Below are 15,021 nucleotides of genomic sequence, written 5' to 3' on the forward strand. Positions count from 1 at the left end.
TCGACCTACTTCTCCACCGGCGTGCCGGTCGGCGGGACAATGGCGGCGAGCGTCTCACGGAACAAACCTCCCCGCCACATCAAGAATATGGGAATGATCATGACAAGTACCTTGACAAGGACTGTCCGAAGCCCGGTATCGAAGCCGTTCAGCGTCCAAGCGACGGGAACCGACAACAGCCCGACGACAAAGACCGACAGTAACTGAGTCCAGTTTAACGGCAATGGATGTACCCGCTGCGTCCAGTATAGATAGCTTCCGCTGAGAGCGAAGTAGGTCACGGTCGTGGCCAGCGCTGCACCGAGCGCGCCCAATCTAGGGATCAATACAAGGTTCAGTGCGACGTTGAGCGCTGCTCCGACCCAAGCCGAAACAGCAAAGATGCGGGTTCGTTTTTCCAACGAGATGCCCACGGCGGTAATTTGCGTGGTTCCGAGAAATACCACTCCCAACACCGCGACGATCAGAATGTTCGCCGCCGGCCAATATCGTTCCGGCGTCGTGAGGATCAGAAGTTCCTTGGCGAACAACGACAGGGCGCATCCAGCGAGGGTGAGGAGCAAGAACCATATGGAGAACACTTCGCTGTAGACTTTCCGATAGTCAGGCCGGTCTGCCCGAACCTTCATCGCCCATGGACTCCACGCTTGTCCGAAGGCCGTATTCAGGAACATGACGACCGCGGCGAATTTAAACGCGATCCCATACAGTCCTACCTCATCCATGTTGCTGAACTGAGCAATCATCCAGCGATCGATCGAGCCCAACGCCCAATAGGCTAGTCCGCTGAAAATAAATGGGTAGCCGAACTGAAACAGTGTCTGCGCGACGCCGGAATTGAAGTCGAATTCCAGATCCTTGCCGATCAACCAAAGGCCTACCGGAACCGCCAGCAAGCCGGCGACGGCCGTTCCCATGAAGATTCCCGTCACGCCGAAACCGAATGCCAGGATGAGGACCAGTCCCGCTCCCACGCCCACCGCGTTCTTGAGAAAGGCGACGCAGGCATAGCGCCATGGAACGAACTGGAGCCGGAGCACGTCAAGAACGTACTGCAGCGCGACCGAAGGGACGAGGCCCGCGAGTGCAAACAGGATAAGCGGCCAGGACATCCCGTACTGCTCTTCAATCGGCTGTCTGACCGCATAGAGGCAGATTGCTGCCGCCGCGACGACAGCGATTGTCGAACCTGACTGGAACAGCAAGCCGGTGGACACAAGCCGCCGTTTGCCCTCCTCCGTCAGGTCGGAATCCCAATAGTATCGTTGCACAGCGTTGTTCAGCCCCAGACTGCAGCAGATCGTCAGCAGCATCGAAAACGCCGTCACCAATTCAATCACTCCGAAGTCGCGCACCGAGAACGTATAGGCATAAATCGGGAACACGGAGAAGGCCAGTACTTTGAACAACAGATCGCTGGCTCCGTAGAGAACGACGTCCTTACCGAGGCTCGTAAGCATTTTCAAAATATCTGCGGGGTATGCGGTTGTCGACCAGAGGATGTTTGACCATGGCTCTTTCGCGGCAGTAGGCCGATTTGAGGGGATGATACAGGTTCATTAGGTCTACGGCTTCACCTGCAAACTTCTTATAGATGGCGCCGAAGAGATATTGTGCCGTCGCATAAGAGTGATACTTCTCCACGTAGGCCCTGCCGGCCGTCCCTAATTCCGATCGTAGCGACCGGTTCGTGACAAGCACGCGCAAGACCTCAGCGATGGTGGCGGGAGTCGCGGAAACGACAGGGCACTCATCGAGAAATGAGTAGCGCCGGAAGATCTCCGTCGCGGCGCGGTCATCGAGGTTGGCGACGACCGGCAACCCGCTGGCCATGCCTTCGATCGCGTTGAGCCCGTATCCCGGCAGGATCAACTGATCGGCGAGAATATCCACCTCCTGCATGAGCTGCCTGACCTGATCGTTGGAAATGCGCTCCGCGAGCACCAGTTCTACCGGCAACCCCTCCGTCTTCAATCGATCGACCGCCGTGAGAATGTATTCCGTCCCCTTGACCCCACGATGATTTGGCGCATGCAGAATACGAACCGGCCTATCGGATGTTGCCTCCGATGTCCGCCGCGTCTGACTCCAGTTATTGGTATCAATACACACCATGTTGCCGCTGGGAACATCCCACCGTCCGACACCGTCCATGGTAAACCCCATGACGATGGCATCAGCATGCTCGGTCCAGTAGCGAACCGACCTTTCCACCCGTGCTTCCCGTCTTGCCGCATCAGGATAGGAGAGCAACAAGGCGTGGCGGACCATGGGATCGATCACTTTCGAATACCGGTAGATATCCGCGCCGTATGGAAGAACCACCGTCCGAACACCGGCCAGACGATAGAGACGGGCTTCCCACTTCCATAAGAATACGGTCCTGCCCAGAGGCCCTCCGGAGAAAGGAATGTGTACGACTTTGGCGTGTCGAACGATGTACAAATGCGCGACGTAGGCCCCCAGCGCTTCCGCCAGACTTCCGAGCCACCGGATCTTGAATAAATCCTCGTAATAGATATCGTAATCGCTGCGCTGGTTGATCGACGAGTAATAGGTCGACATCAGCGTACGGGAGTCCCAACCGGCCCGACGCATGGCTTCCGACCAATATTTGTTGTTGATGATCGGGATAGGCCCCCAGATGAGGAGCCGCTGGCCTCCCCGTAATGTAAGGCTTGCGAGCACAAGCCACGGGAGACAAGCCAGATCGAAGAGGAGAGCCACGCCCCTGGCCAACCCTCGCAACACAGGCGACACATCCGTCATGATGACGTCATCGCCACTGAAGCCTCGGAGTCATCAGCGACGGCGAGCCCAATGCCTTCCCGGCCGAATCCATTGCCGTTGTAGAACATGTACAATTTGTTTTCGTGATGAATGACGTGAGGATAACAGATCATTTCGCTGTCGAATCCTTCATCAGAGACGTCAAAGCCGACTCCCTCGTCAATCCTGGTCCATCGAGTGCCATCGTCTGATTCAGCATATCCGATGCGATAGGGACGGACAGGCAACCGCGCGGTCGAATACCACATACGATACGCGCCGCCGAATTTGAGCACGCTTGAACGGGCGATATTGGTTTCATCCTTGGAAGCGAAATCTATCGCGACGGTTCCGTCCCGGGTCCAAGAAATCCCGTCCCGAGACTCCGCATATTTGATGTGATACACGGATTTCAGGCCTCCGTCCGCAGATTCCTCCCAGCGGATGCCTGATACGTAAGTCATTCTCCACAGATCGTTGTCGATGAATACGTTCGGAGAGGTCACCAGACAGGGATCGTGTTCGCTTCGCGCCATAATCGGCGATCGAAACAATCTTTCGAACGAGCGCCCTCCGTCTTCACTGACAGCCAGTCCGATTGAAGCATAGAAGAGTGGCTGACGGCACCCTCGATTCCAGCCGATAAAGTAAAGGTATTTCTTGTTCCCAACCGTTACAATTGACGACGGATAGACACCGTGTTCATCAAAGTGTCCCGTCGGCCCAGGCGACAAGATCGGCTGCACGGTAGAGCCGAGGACTTTTACGGGTTCGTGAAGATCGATCTCGATGCAGCCGATGTGAGAGCGTTGCAACTCGTCGCGGCTGGCAAAATACACTCGGTACCGTGACCCATCGAGTTGGTCCGCGACGGGCAATTGGCAATGTGACTTCATCCACGCCACTCTCGCGTCCGGCCGATAGATCAACCCCTTTTTTTCCCATCGAGGCCGGGAGAATCTCATGGCTGCGCCGCTGTGCATGCTCGGGTACACGCACGGCATCCGATCCCGACAAAGTTCTCCCTGTCTCTGCTGATCAACCGACGTCGCATCCCGAGGAAGTCAATGCAGGAGGTTACTTTCGCACCGTGATCGTCCATTCAAATAGGGGATAATCGTGCAGCAACGACACCCGACGGGAATATCGTCGCTTGCAGTAGTCAAAGAAATACAACGGATCGCCATAATAGAGCTGCGGCTCCCGGTAGTCGACATATGTGGAAAGCAGATTGAATGCAAATCCCCGAGAAGAGTGTTGAAACAGGTTGTCGAGCGTCCGCTCGATATGACCGAGCCAATTTGCTTCATCCTCCTGGAGTCGCACGTTGAAAATGCCGCTGGCGAACGAATAGTCCGCTGTTTCATCGAGGACACTGCTCTTTCGGAAGTCGCCGTGAGGCACACGGACTTTGGCCTGCGCGAGCATTTTGTCGCTGATGTCGTATCCGCGAAACAGGGAGACCTCAATGCCCCTTGAGATCAGATAGTCGTGCAATGCGCCGTACCCGCACCCAAGATCGTTGATGCTTGACCGCCCCTCCGCATCGATGACCGAGGCTAGCTTGTCGAATCTAAGCCGGTGAGAGTCTTCATCGCGCCAACCCACCCCCAGAGGCTTGAGCCCATGTTGTTCCAGACTCTCTTCGTAGAGTCTGGCAATCGGCTGTAGATCAGCCTTATCGTCAGTCATCGCAAAAACTTGCTGCTGTCCTTGGGAAGTTTTTTGGCACGTTCGGCGACATGGACTTCGCCGTCGGACGTAGACTTCTGAATGAGCGCGCCCGGCCCAATGATGTTATCGTTGCCGACGACCACGCTGTCCGTAATCGTCGCGTTCACACCGATAAAGCATCGGTCCCCGACTGTGCAATGCCCGGAAACGACCACATGGCTTGAAATGAAGCAACTCGGCCCAATGGAGCTATGGTGACCGATGTGATTTCCACTCCACAAGATCGCTCCATTTCCGATTTTCACAAAAGGTTGAATCGTATTATCTTCAAATATGAAAACATTATCTCCCAACATCGTGTCACCCCAATGTGTCGCCTTTGAGGAGAGATAGGTAAGCAGCTTGTACCCCTTCGTTCTCGCCGCTGAACAGTACTGCTCCCGTAACCGGTTCAGGTGCCTATAGCCAACGGCCACAAACATCTCGTACGTGTCCGGAGGAAACCGGGTTTCCACTTCCTCGAAGGCAACGAGCGGCCGACCGAGAAACTGCGGTTGACCGACAAAATCGCCTGTCGCGGTGAATGCGGCAACACGATACGGGCTGTCATGCGCGAGGTAAAAATCGATGACCTCCGCCAAGCTCCCGGTGCCGAAGATGACGGCTTGCTTCGTCATGGGCTACGTCGCAGCAGTCAGACTGTGAAAGGGGACGACAAAGAAATCCGGATAGGCGGAAAGGATCTCCGACTTCGATCGTTTCAGAATATCCGGCCCGTTTAACTGCGTGAAATACCGGTAGGATGCATCCTTTGCACCCCATTTTCGCTTGAAGCGCAGGACGCCGTCCTGGCTGAGCCATGTCCCGCCCCAGTTCCAGCGAAGAAATCCCTGCCTGGCGGCATCGACCATGGCCTTTGCCAAAATGAGCGCCATCGGCTGACTCTCGCGGTTTTTCGAAACGGTAACAGGGGTGAAATATTCCACCGTCCTGTTGAAATAAAATAGCAAGAGACCCGAAATCAATATCCCGTTCTGCTCGGCCACATAAATACGATAGTCGGTCCCAGCATTGAAATGGGTGCGCACCTTTGAGAAAAACTCATGACTCTTCGCCTTGCCTGAGATTTCCGCCATGTTTTCGGTGTGCACGGTCTCGATGAAGGAGAGTTGATCGTTGTCGATTCGCACCGTCACGCCGCTCGATTCAGCCTTGCGTATATTACGTCTAGCCGAGCCGTCTATGGCGCCGAGCAGGGCCGACTCCGGATCATGTCCCTCCCACAACAGCGACGTCCACTGTGCAATCCGTTCGTCGATCACCGTGTGCGCGGGGGTGACCGAAGGGGCATGAAACGGATGACAGATCCACGTTGCCGCCGCGACATCGGGTTTCGAGACCAGTTCGTCATACTTCGCCGTGAGTGCGAATGCGACGTCTTGGTCGGTCGCCAAGACCCCGCCGTTGCTGCCATAGTAAGGAAGCGAGTTGATGACTTTTCCGTATGGTCCGTCACGCCACATGATCGGCAGTACGCCCGAAATCAACTCGTCCTTCCAAGCAATCCAATACTGGGCTTCGCACCGCAGCAAGGCCTGGAGAAACACCTTGTACCGCAGTGAAGAGTAGAGCAGAGACTCCTCGACACCGAGCAGAAAGGTTTCATAGGCGGCCTCGTCATCCGGCCCTAGAACCGAAAGTCTGGGCGTCAATGCAGTGTCTCGCGTTCCCGCGCCCCGCCGTCGAGAAAGATCCGGCACCATTCCTCAAAATAGACGAGCGACCAGATCAGGAGCCGGCGGTTCTGTCGTCCGTCCAAATGTTCGTCGACCAACCGCTGTATAGCCTCTCGATCGAAAAATTCATAGATCCGCGGAGACCCCTTAAATAGGAGCTTGCGAACATAGTCGATACTTTCCCCTCGAAACCAGCTGGCATCGGGCGCCGAGAATCCCTGCTTTTCAGCCTGAGTGATGGAATCGGGTATATAGTTCTGCATCGCCTTCCGGAGGAGCAGCTTCCCGTCCCTGGTTCGCTCAAAGTACTTGCGCGTCTTGGCGCCGGGTTCGTTTTCATTGAGCTTCACGACTTCGTCCAGATTGCCGAGCTTGAATCGGACGGGCAGACGCTGGGCAAAATCAGCCAGATCGTTATCCAGAAAGGGCACTCTTGTTTCGAGACTATGGGCCATGGATAGCTTGTCTTCTACGACCAACAATCCGTGCAGGAACGTCCGGGCTTCGAAATAGAGCGAATGACTGACGTAGTCTTCCGGCCTCGTAAACGTCTCTGCATGTTTCTGAAAGACATCGCGGAAAATGTCCCGTGTCCAGACCTTTGACACGTCGTTCCAGACGGGCTTGAATACCTGCTGAATCGCCTTGTTGGGGATGAGTCGTTGCCAGAAAAGATAGTATTTATCGATGTAGTGTTCGAAATCATCGTTGACGACCGCTCGGTAATACCGCCAAGGATATCCGCCGAACAATTCGTCTCCTCCGGCTCCGGACAGCACGACCTTTACAAATTTGCTGGCCAGTTTGGCGGCAAAAAAGTTCGGATAGCTCTGTCCCACCCTTGGTTCTTCCAGGTGATATACGAGCCGAGCCATGATGCGTTCCATGTCGCCGGCCTTGAGGACCATTTCATAATGTTCGGTCTTGAATAGATAGGACATATGTTCGGCCCGGGAGCGTTCGTCGTAGCCAAGCTCGACGCCGGACACCGAACTGAGGTCGAATCCGGTTGTGAATGTCTTGATGTAGGGCAACTGCGACGCGGCGACTGCGGTGATGGATCCGGAATCCATTCCTCCGCTGAGATATGAACCGACATCCACGTCGCTGATCAGTTGGCGGCCGACGGCCTGCCGGAACAGACGGCTGAGTTCTTCGACATATTCCCTCTCATCGCCCGACGAGTCGGGTTCGACAAAGCGATAATCCCAGTATCGTGTGCTGGTCAGATCACCGTGCCCGGGACGGATGGTCGCGTAGGTTCCGGCGGGCAGCAGCTTGACGCCCCGAAAGAGCGTTCTGTCTGTGAAGAAATTCTGAAAGGTGAAGTATTCGAGCAGCGCCTCGCGATCGAGACCGGTTTCGTACGCCGGATGTGCAAGGATCGCTTTGATCTCCGAACCAAAGAGCAACGTGTTCCCGACCGCCGCATAGTACATGGGCTTGATGCCATACCGGTCTCGGGCCAAGACCAGAGCCTGTTCCTTTTCGTCCCACAGGGCAAAGGCAAACATCCCGTTGAGCCGCTCGAGCGCCTTGACTCCCCATTCGGCGAGGGCATAGAGCAGTACTTCCGAGTCGGTTTTTGACCGGAACCGGTAGCGAAGACTCTCTAACTCCGCTCGAATCTCTTGGAAATTGTAAATCTCCCCGTTGTAGGTGAGAACATATCGCCCATCCGGCGTCATCATGGGTTGATGGCCGGCAACGGACAGATCGATGATGGCCAAGCGTCGATGACCCAACGCCACATTGTTTCGTACCCACTGCCCTTCCCCGTCCGGTCCGCGGTGGGCAATGGCGTCGGTCATGCGCTTCAGCAACACCGGCGATGCCGGGGCGCCGTCGAGATGGACTATGCCTGCGATACCGCACATACCCGGGTCGCGTCCTTTCGGCTCAGCACCGGATCAGGATGGGAAAATCTCGAACATCAAAGCCGGCTGAGAGCCTGAACGATATACGAAAGATCGTCATCGCTCATCCGATTGTGCAACGGAATGGCCATGGTATTCCGATCGCAATCGCGGGCGCCGGGAAAATCGTCCGGCTTCAAGCCGAACCGCTGTCGGTAGTACTTGAGCATGTGCACCGCGTGGGTTCCCGGCCTGGTCGAGATGCCCTGTTGCTGCAGGAACTCCATGATCTCGTTACGTGAGCGAGGAGCCGCGTTCGGATTCACATAAGTCACGAAGGCCTGCCATGCATGCCGTCCCTTCGGCGGTTCTTCCGGCATGCGAAGCCACCTCACACCGGCCAATTCTTTGCGGTATCGGGCGGCCAAGTCGGCCCGTTCATCGATGAATGTGTCCAGCTTCTTCAGCTGTACCAGACCGACCGCGCCTTGCAGATCGGTCATCCGATAATTGAACCCCAGCAGCTCGAACTCCGGGAGCAAGTAGGGGCGCGGGCCATGATGTCGTTCTTCTTCCGATACCGATGCCCCGTGGTTGCGCAGCTTCCTTACCCGGTCGGCCAACCCGTCGTCGTTGGTCGTCACCATGCCGCCTTCGCCGGTCGTGATGGACTTGCGCGGGTGGAAGGAGAACACCCCGAGATCTCCCAGTGCGCCGGCGGGCCGGCCTTCCCAGCTTGCCCCCGCGGCGCAAGCCGCATCCTCGATGATCTTGATATCGGGGCGGAGGACCTTGCGCAACGCGGCCATGTCGGCGCAGAGGCCGAACAAATGAACGGGGATGACGGCCTTGGTCTTGGGAGTCAGCCGGCGGGCCACGTCCTTCGGATCGATGTTGTAGGTGACGCGGTCGACATCGGCAAAGACCGGAGTGGCCCCGCAGTAGAGGACGACGTTGGCCGTCGCCACCCAGGTAAACGCCGGCACGATTACTTCATCTCCCGGTCCGATTCCCAGAGCGGCAAGCGCCAAGTGAAGACCCGTGGTGGCGGAGGTGGCGGCCACGGCATGTTTGACCTCATGCCGCGCGGCGAAGGCGTTCTCGAATGCCGCGACTTTCGGCCCTTGCGTCAGCCAACCGGTTTCGATCGGTTCGCGCAAGGCCTGCCATTCCTCTTCTCCAAGGCTCGGCGTAGCGATCTGAATTTGGCGACGTTCGGTCATGAGCGTTTTTATCCCCCTGCCGCGGCGCGCCGAGCGGCGACTTCTTCCTTATGTGCCGCTCTCCAGGCGATCAGTCGGGTCAATCCCTCTTTCAATTCGACCTTCGCCGTGAATCCGATCTCCTCGCTCGCGCGTTTTGCGGACCCGATCCTGTTCCGCACCAAGGTGGCCTGGCTGCGCGGAGCGTACTTGATCGGCGCCTTGCAGCCGGTGAGATCGATCACCATCTCGGCCAACTGTTTCAGGGACGTCCTCTTGCCGGTTCCCACGTTGTAGAATCGATCGGTCGTCTCGGCCTTCATCGCGCACACGTTGGCTCTTCCGCAATCGGCGACCGCGACGAAGTCGAAGGCTTCGCTTCCGTCGCCGAGGATCGTGGGCCCCTCCCCCCGGTCGATCGCATCGAGCATTTTCATGATTACCGCGATATAGGCTCCCCGGTAATCCTGCCGCGGACCGTACACGTTCATGTACCGCAATCCCACGAAATCGAGCCCATAGCGGTAATGGAAGGAGCGGGCCATCGCTTCGCCGCAAATTTTCGTCGCGCCGTAGAAATTCTTGTTATTGAACGGATGGTCTTCCGTCATCGGTTCTTCGACGGCGTCCCCGTACACCGACGCCGATGACGAGTAGACGAGCCGCTTGATCTTGTTGGCCACGCAGGCCTCGAGCACGTTAAAGGTTCCCCGCACGTTCACGTCGAAGGCGGAGCGCGGATATTCGTGGCATTGGAGCAACCAGAGCGCCGCGAAATGGAAGACCGCATCCATGCCCTTCATCCCGGCGTCGAGGATATCGGTCTGGCAGATGTCGCCCCCGACCTCGTAGATTTTTACGCGCGGATCTTTCAAGGCTTCATGGAGATTCTCCTGTCTCCCCCGCACGAAGTTGTCATAGATTCGAATTTCCGAGACGTCTTCCTTGATCAATTCATCCACGGCATGGGATCCTATGAGTCCGGCTCCGCCGATGACGATGACCTTCTTTCCCATCAGATCCACGTGATGGCTCCTCTCGTCGGACAGTCTGAACCGTTTCTGGTGCTCTCTTGATCTCCGCGGTACTCGACCACTAAAAATCCCTTCCTTATAGCCTAGTTATCAGAGTAATTCCCAGAAAAGGCTGGAATGATCCGCATACAGCTCCGCCCTCTCACTTACAGGGGCCATTCCTGGCAGGCCACGACCCCCATTGGAGGCGCAGTGTACACGGCTCAGCAGAATGTTGGAAGTGACTGGGAAGGCTGGGATCTTCCGGCCGGAGGCGGTCTACTCTGTCTTGAGAAATAGTAAGAAGAACCGGTCAGGCTGCGGCCGAATCGTTGCTGATGTCGGCATAAAATGCCTGATAGGCATTGATCACGCTGGTGAGGGAATACCGGGACTGGATACGGGCCCTGGCGGCGGTTCCCAAGGCAATCCGGGAAGCCGCGTCCCGGTCGATCAAGTTGATGACGGCGCAGGCCAGCGCCTCCGGATCCCTGGGCGGCACCACCAAGCCGGTATTGTCCACGATCGTTCTGGCGTCACCGACGTCCGTCGTGACGCAGGGGACGCCGCAGGCCATGGCCTCGCCCAGAACGTTGGAGAAACCTTCGCCGAACGCGGAGCTGAGACAGGCTACGTCGGCTCCGGCAAACAAGCGATCGATGTCGTGCCGCAATCCGAGCAGATGGACCTGTTTCTCCAACCCGGCCAGACTCACAGCGGGCTCGAGCATGTGCGTGTATTTGCCTGCTAACAGGAAGTGCACCTTGGGACGAAGCAGGACGATCCTCTTGGCTGCATCGAGAAATGTGGTGTGATCCTTCATCGGATCGCATCGCGCGATGAGCGCCACGAGTCTCACGTCGTTGGGAACGCCCAATTCTTCGCGCAGCTTGCGCGCCGCCACCGGATCGGGTCGGAACCGGTTGGTGTCGAACCCGTTCGGAATATAGGCCCAGCGCCGCGGCCGGTAACCGAACATCTCGTGGATTCGTCTGCCGGCCTCGCTGTTCGTGACGATGGCCACCGGAATTCGGGAACACCAGCAGAGCATCTGGCGCACGCAACGGGTCTGAAACGGATAGTATTTCAGTTGCATGTCCGAGCAGCGGATGTTCCACACGAGCCTGGTCGATTTAATGAAGCGGGCCGCAAGAAGGCTGATTAAATCAGCGTGGTAGAGCCAGCTTTGCACGATGGTGGGCTGCGCGTCCCGCAACGACCGGATCAGCTTGGGCAGCGAGGCCATGTCGGGACGGCCGCGCTTCATGCCCAGCGAATGCACTGCAATACCGCTCGATTCGATCCGATCCGCCAGCTGACCCCGATCCGTCAGGGAGATGACAGTATTGTGGAATCGGCCCCTGTCCATCCCCGTGACCAGCTGGGCGAGCATCATCTCGGCCCCGCCGACCTCGAGATTGGAAATGATGTGGACAATGCGAATCATGCAAAAATTACGATAGCGGTTGCGTAGGAGAGGCATCACTGGGGGGATCCCTTGACTCACCCGGTTTTCATCCGAGCGCAAGACCCGGCATGGCCCGTCATGATTTTGCGGGTTTACACAATTTGCACGAGAACTGGGAGAATCCCTCGCAAGGGATTTCCACAGGAGCAGCCCATCCTGTCCGGATTGTCCGGAGTCGGGCACAGACGAAGAAGCACTACGCGGGTCTTTCTTACTTGAACGAACCGGCGAGCGTGAGGGCGCTGAACGAGGCTTCGACCAACCTGTCCAATCCGAAATGCCGGACGATCCTATCCCTGGCCGCATGCCCCACATTCGCGCGTTCTGAGCAGCTGAAGGACAGGAGTTTTTCCCATGCGGCCACGACTTCGTCGCTCCGGTCGGGCGTCACGATGCAGCCCGTCTCTCCGACGATCCGGCCGGCGTCCCCCACGTCGGTCACGACGCAAGGACACCCGCACGCCATCGCCTCGGCGACCACGTTCGAGAATCCTTCACCATAGGACGAACAGGATGTCAGCAGATCCAAACCGTTGTAGACCTCTTCGATCGGATCATGCTCGTCCAGCCAGGTCACCAGGCCGGCGACCCCGAGCCGTTCGGACTGCGCGCGCAGTTCTTTCTTTCGTCGTGCTTCTCCATTTCCGACACACACGAAGCGGGCGTTCCCTCCGGCGGCGATCAACGCAGCGGCGGCCTCAAGGAACGTGCGATGCCCCTTCATCGGATCGATGCGCCCGACCAGCCCGATCAGAGGAATATCCTCCCCGACGCGCTGTCTGCGCCGGAAACGGCGGCCGGCTTCGGCATCCGGCTTGAACCGCTCCGTATCGATGCCATTGGGAATGCACAGCATCTTTTCCGCGGGAAATCCCTGCGCGACGGCGTACTCCCATCCTCGTTCGGAATTCACGATGATGAGATCGGAGAATCGTGAAAGGCGCGACTCGAGCCGATAGAGCGTCCGATCCAGCCACCCGTAGCGCCGCAAATCCATGTTGCTGGCGCGAATCCCCCACACGACCGTGACGGAAGGCGCCGCAATTTTAGCCAGCAGCGCCAAGATGTTGGCTGTACCAAGATATCCATGCACCACCATGGGACGCATCCGGCGCACGAGCTTCACCAAACGGGCGAGGCAGCGCACCAGGTCCCATCGCGTCTGTTTGGCAAGCGAAAACACCGGCGCGGCGGTTCCCTGGAGCTCGGCGCGCATGGGACCGCCGTCATAGAGTGTGGCCACCGCGACCGGAGCATTCCGTTGCGCCAGGCTCCGCACCAACTCGACCAGCTGACGCTGGCTGCCCCCACAAGTCAGGGACCTGGTGAGAAAAAGCCATTGCACCGGCCGCTCGACGGCCTGCGGGAGCATGGTCGGCCCGGATCGGCGGGCGTCACACGCTAGACCGCCGACAGTGCCCGATCTCGACTCTTGCGAAGCCATAATTCCAGGATGAGGAGAGGCCACACCCGATAGATGGAAAAACAGCCGGGAAACCGCTGCCGTTCAACCAATCGGCGCAGGGCCGCCCGATCCGTATGCCGGCTGAGCTGTCCCGACGATGAGAGGATAAGATCGCCCGCCAGGCTCAGCATTTCGTCCCGGGACCAGGCGCTCGCGGGCAGGCCGAATCCCATTTTCTTCCTCATGACCCATTGTTCGGGTATATAGCGTGCGGCCAGCCGCTTCAGAATGTGCTTGGTATCTTGCGGGGCGCGCCAGCAATCGGCGGCAGACAGGGACTGAGCGAACTGCGCCACTTGGCGATCGAGCAACGGGCAACGCACCTCCAGCGATACCTGCATGCTCATCCGATCGACTTTTCCCAAGACCGCACCGGGCAGATAGGTCGCCACGTCGAGGTTGCGCATCCGATGGATCAAGGGCCGGCCCGAGTCATTCAGCTGGTCCCGCCAGGCTTGAATCTGTTGCCACAGCAGGGGCGAGAGTCCGCCAAGCAGATCCGCCACCTCCTCTGGTTGGAACATCAGCCACCGGGGCGATAGATACGCATCGGCCGGCCTGCTCCAGCGGCGCGCGCGGACGCTCCACCGAAGGCGGCCGAGCCAGTCCGCAGCGTCCAGCAACGTGTCGCGGTATCGTCCGTACCCGCCGAACATTTCGTCACCTCCGTCCCCGGACACGGCGACCGTGACGAATTGCCTCGTGTAGCGGCACAGGAGATAGGTCGGCAGACAGCTCGTGTCGCCGTTCGGCTCATCCAGCATGGACGCGACGTCGTCGATCAACGTGACCGCGTCGGGACTCACGAGCTGCTCGTGATGATCGGTCCCAAGATGCTCGGCAATTTGTCTGGCAAAGACGTGTTCCGTTTCCTCGGTGCCTTCGAAGCCGATGGAAAAGGTCTGAATCGGTCGGCCGAGTTCCCGGGTGATCATCGCAACGACCAAGGATGAATCGACGCCTCCGGACAGAAACGCTCCCAACGGCACATCGCTGATCAAGCGCTTGTCCACCGCCTCCAGAATCAGACGCCGCAGAACCGCCTCGCGGTCTTCGGGCGCCCGCGGCAGCAAGGTCGGCGCTTCGCGCGCGTCGAACGTCGTATAGGGCTGCACAAGGGGTTCGGGAGTCGAACGGCCCGAAAAATCCGCGATCAGATACGAGCCAGGCGGCAGTTTCCTGACGTTCCGATAGATGGTCCAGGGAGCGGGGATGTATTGCAGGAGCAGATACAGGGCGAGCGCGTCCTCGTCGACGGTGTCATCGAATCCCGGCACGCAGCGCAATGCGTGCAGTTCCGACGCGAACGCGAACCACCCTGTTCCCGTTGCATAATACAGCGGCTTTTTTCCGAACGGATCCCGGGCCAGCAAGAGCCGGCGCTGCGCGCGGTGCCAGCAGCCGAAGGCGAACATCCCGTCCAACTCGGCGAGCCGCCGCGGATCCAGCCCTTCGAACAGATGAGGCAGCACCTCCGTGTCGGTCCGGGAATGAAACCGGCGGCCCTGACGCTCGAGCGATGCTCGGATGGACTGATAGTTGTAGATTTCCCCATTGAACGTGACGACGACCGACCCCTCCGGATCGGACATCGGCTGCCGGCCTTCCTCGCTCAAATCCAGGATCGAGAGCCGCCGGTGCGCCAGGGCAGAGGATCCATCCGTCTCGATCCACAGACCCGCGTCATCCGGCCCCCGGTGGACCATCGTATCCCGCATTGCGGTCACGACCTCCCGCAGCCGATGCGGCCCGAATCCGGCTCCATGATCGATCAGACCGGCTATGCCGCACATGAGCATTCTCCATCCGCCATGACCGTTCGATCCATTGTCATCACG

The 15,021-nt window shown here is 58.3% G+C and carries 12 protein-coding genes; all 12 read right to left on the reverse strand.

Annotated elements, in window-relative coordinates; genetic code table 11:
* Nucleotides 1-5: 5 nt before the first annotated feature.
* The 12 genes from NSJP_RS18935 to asnB (NSJP_RS18990) all read right to left on the reverse strand — a co-directional run bounded on the left by NSJP_RS18935 (nucleotide 6) and on the right by asnB (NSJP_RS18990) (nucleotide 14,976).
* Entirely contained in the window at nucleotides 6-1,460 is a 1,455-nt protein-coding gene (locus NSJP_RS18935; RefSeq protein ID WP_080888426.1) for a flippase, read from the reverse strand.
* Nucleotides 1,441-2,769 carry a glycosyltransferase family protein gene (locus NSJP_RS18940; protein WP_080888427.1) on the reverse strand — a complete coding sequence of 443 codons (1,329 nt, stop codon included), beginning with the start codon at nucleotides 2,767-2,769 and terminating at the stop codon, nucleotides 1,441-1,443. Before NSJP_RS18940 ends, NSJP_RS18935 begins: the two co-directional genes overlap by 20 nt.
* Complete coding sequence (locus NSJP_RS18945; protein WP_172834478.1) at nucleotides 2,766-3,764, reverse strand: glycoside hydrolase family protein; 999 nt, start codon at nucleotides 3,762-3,764, stop codon at nucleotides 2,766-2,768. Before NSJP_RS18945 ends, NSJP_RS18940 begins: the two co-directional genes overlap by 4 nt.
* Before the next feature lie 82 nt (nucleotides 3,765-3,846).
* Nucleotides 3,847-4,461, reverse strand: a complete 615-nt coding sequence (locus NSJP_RS18950; RefSeq protein WP_080888429.1) for a class I SAM-dependent methyltransferase — start codon at nucleotides 4,459-4,461, stop codon at nucleotides 3,847-3,849.
* The gene (locus NSJP_RS18955; protein WP_080888430.1) at nucleotides 4,458-5,120 is read right to left on the reverse strand and encodes an acetyltransferase; all 663 of its coding nucleotides are present in this window, start codon (nucleotides 5,118-5,120) and stop codon (nucleotides 4,458-4,460) included. The genes NSJP_RS18950 and NSJP_RS18955 overlap by 4 nt, the downstream gene beginning before the upstream one ends.
* A 3-nt stretch (nucleotides 5,121-5,123) precedes the next feature.
* Nucleotides 5,124-6,155, reverse strand: a complete 1,032-nt coding sequence (locus tag NSJP_RS18960; RefSeq protein WP_172834479.1) for a peptidoglycan bridge formation glycyltransferase FemA/FemB family protein — start codon at nucleotides 6,153-6,155, stop codon at nucleotides 5,124-5,126.
* Complete coding sequence (gene asnB, locus NSJP_RS18965; protein ID WP_080888432.1) at nucleotides 6,152-8,056, reverse strand: asparagine synthase (glutamine-hydrolyzing); 1,905 nt, start codon at nucleotides 8,054-8,056, stop codon at nucleotides 6,152-6,154. Before asnB (NSJP_RS18965) ends, NSJP_RS18960 begins: the two co-directional genes overlap by 4 nt.
* Before the next feature lie 56 nt (nucleotides 8,057-8,112).
* The gene (locus NSJP_RS18970) at nucleotides 8,113-9,258 is read right to left on the reverse strand and encodes a DegT/DnrJ/EryC1/StrS family aminotransferase (RefSeq protein ID WP_080888433.1); all 1,146 of its coding nucleotides are present in this window, start codon (nucleotides 9,256-9,258) and stop codon (nucleotides 8,113-8,115) included.
* Nucleotides 9,259-9,266: 8 nt separating this feature from the next.
* Nucleotides 9,267-10,262 (reverse strand): NAD-dependent epimerase/dehydratase family protein, encoded by a 996-nt coding sequence (locus NSJP_RS18975; RefSeq protein ID WP_155970504.1) that lies wholly within the window; start codon nucleotides 10,260-10,262, stop codon nucleotides 9,267-9,269.
* Nucleotides 10,263-10,563: 301 nt separating this feature from the next.
* Nucleotides 10,564-11,697: a glycosyltransferase family 4 protein gene (locus tag NSJP_RS18980; RefSeq protein WP_172834480.1), complete on the reverse strand. Its 1,134-nt coding sequence runs from the start codon at nucleotides 11,695-11,697 to the stop codon at nucleotides 10,564-10,566.
* Between the two features lie 232 nt (nucleotides 11,698-11,929).
* On the reverse strand, nucleotides 11,930-13,090 hold the full coding sequence (locus tag NSJP_RS18985) for a glycosyltransferase (protein ID WP_172834481.1): 1,161 nt from the start codon (nucleotides 13,088-13,090) through the stop codon (nucleotides 11,930-11,932).
* Nucleotides 13,091-13,119: 29 nt separating this feature from the next.
* Nucleotides 13,120-14,976 carry an asparagine synthase (glutamine-hydrolyzing) gene (gene asnB, locus NSJP_RS18990; protein WP_172834482.1) on the reverse strand — a complete coding sequence of 619 codons (1,857 nt, stop codon included), beginning with the start codon at nucleotides 14,974-14,976 and terminating at the stop codon, nucleotides 13,120-13,122.
* Nucleotides 14,977-15,021 lie beyond the last annotated feature (45 nt).

It is taken from the genome of Nitrospira japonica, assembly GCF_900169565.1.
Taxonomy (GTDB): Bacteria; Nitrospirota; Nitrospiria; order Nitrospirales; family Nitrospiraceae; genus Nitrospira_C; species Nitrospira_C japonica_A.

Bases quoted from the DNA above. Each gene is read 5' to 3' on its own strand.
- NSJP_RS18935 (WP_080888426.1), bottom strand. From the start codon at position 1,460: ATGCTTACGAGCCTCGGTAAGGACGTCGTTCTCTACGGAGCCAGCGAT.
- NSJP_RS18940 (WP_080888427.1), bottom strand. From the start codon at position 2,769: ATGACGGATGTGTCGCCTGTGTTGCGAGGGTTGGCCAGGGGCGTGGCT.
- NSJP_RS18950 (WP_080888429.1), bottom strand. From the start codon at position 4,461: ATGACTGACGATAAGGCTGATCTACAGCCGATTGCCAGACTCTACGAA.
- NSJP_RS18955 (WP_080888430.1), bottom strand. From the start codon at position 5,120: ATGACGAAGCAAGCCGTCATCTTCGGCACCGGGAGCTTGGCGGAGGTC.
- asnB (WP_080888432.1), bottom strand. From the start codon at position 8,056: ATGTGCGGTATCGCAGGCATAGTCCATCTCGACGGCGCCCCGGCATCG.
- NSJP_RS18970 (WP_080888433.1), bottom strand. From the start codon at position 9,258: ATGACCGAACGTCGCCAAATTCAGATCGCTACGCCGAGCCTTGGAGAA.
- NSJP_RS18980 (WP_172834480.1), bottom strand. From the start codon at position 11,697: ATGATTCGCATTGTCCACATCATTTCCAATCTCGAGGTCGGCGGGGCC.
- NSJP_RS18985 (WP_172834481.1), bottom strand. From the start codon at position 13,090: ATGCTCCCGCAGGCCGTCGAGCGGCCGGTGCAATGGCTTTTTCTCACC.
- asnB (WP_172834482.1), bottom strand. From the start codon at position 14,976: ATGTGCGGCATAGCCGGTCTGATCGATCATGGAGCCGGATTCGGGCCG.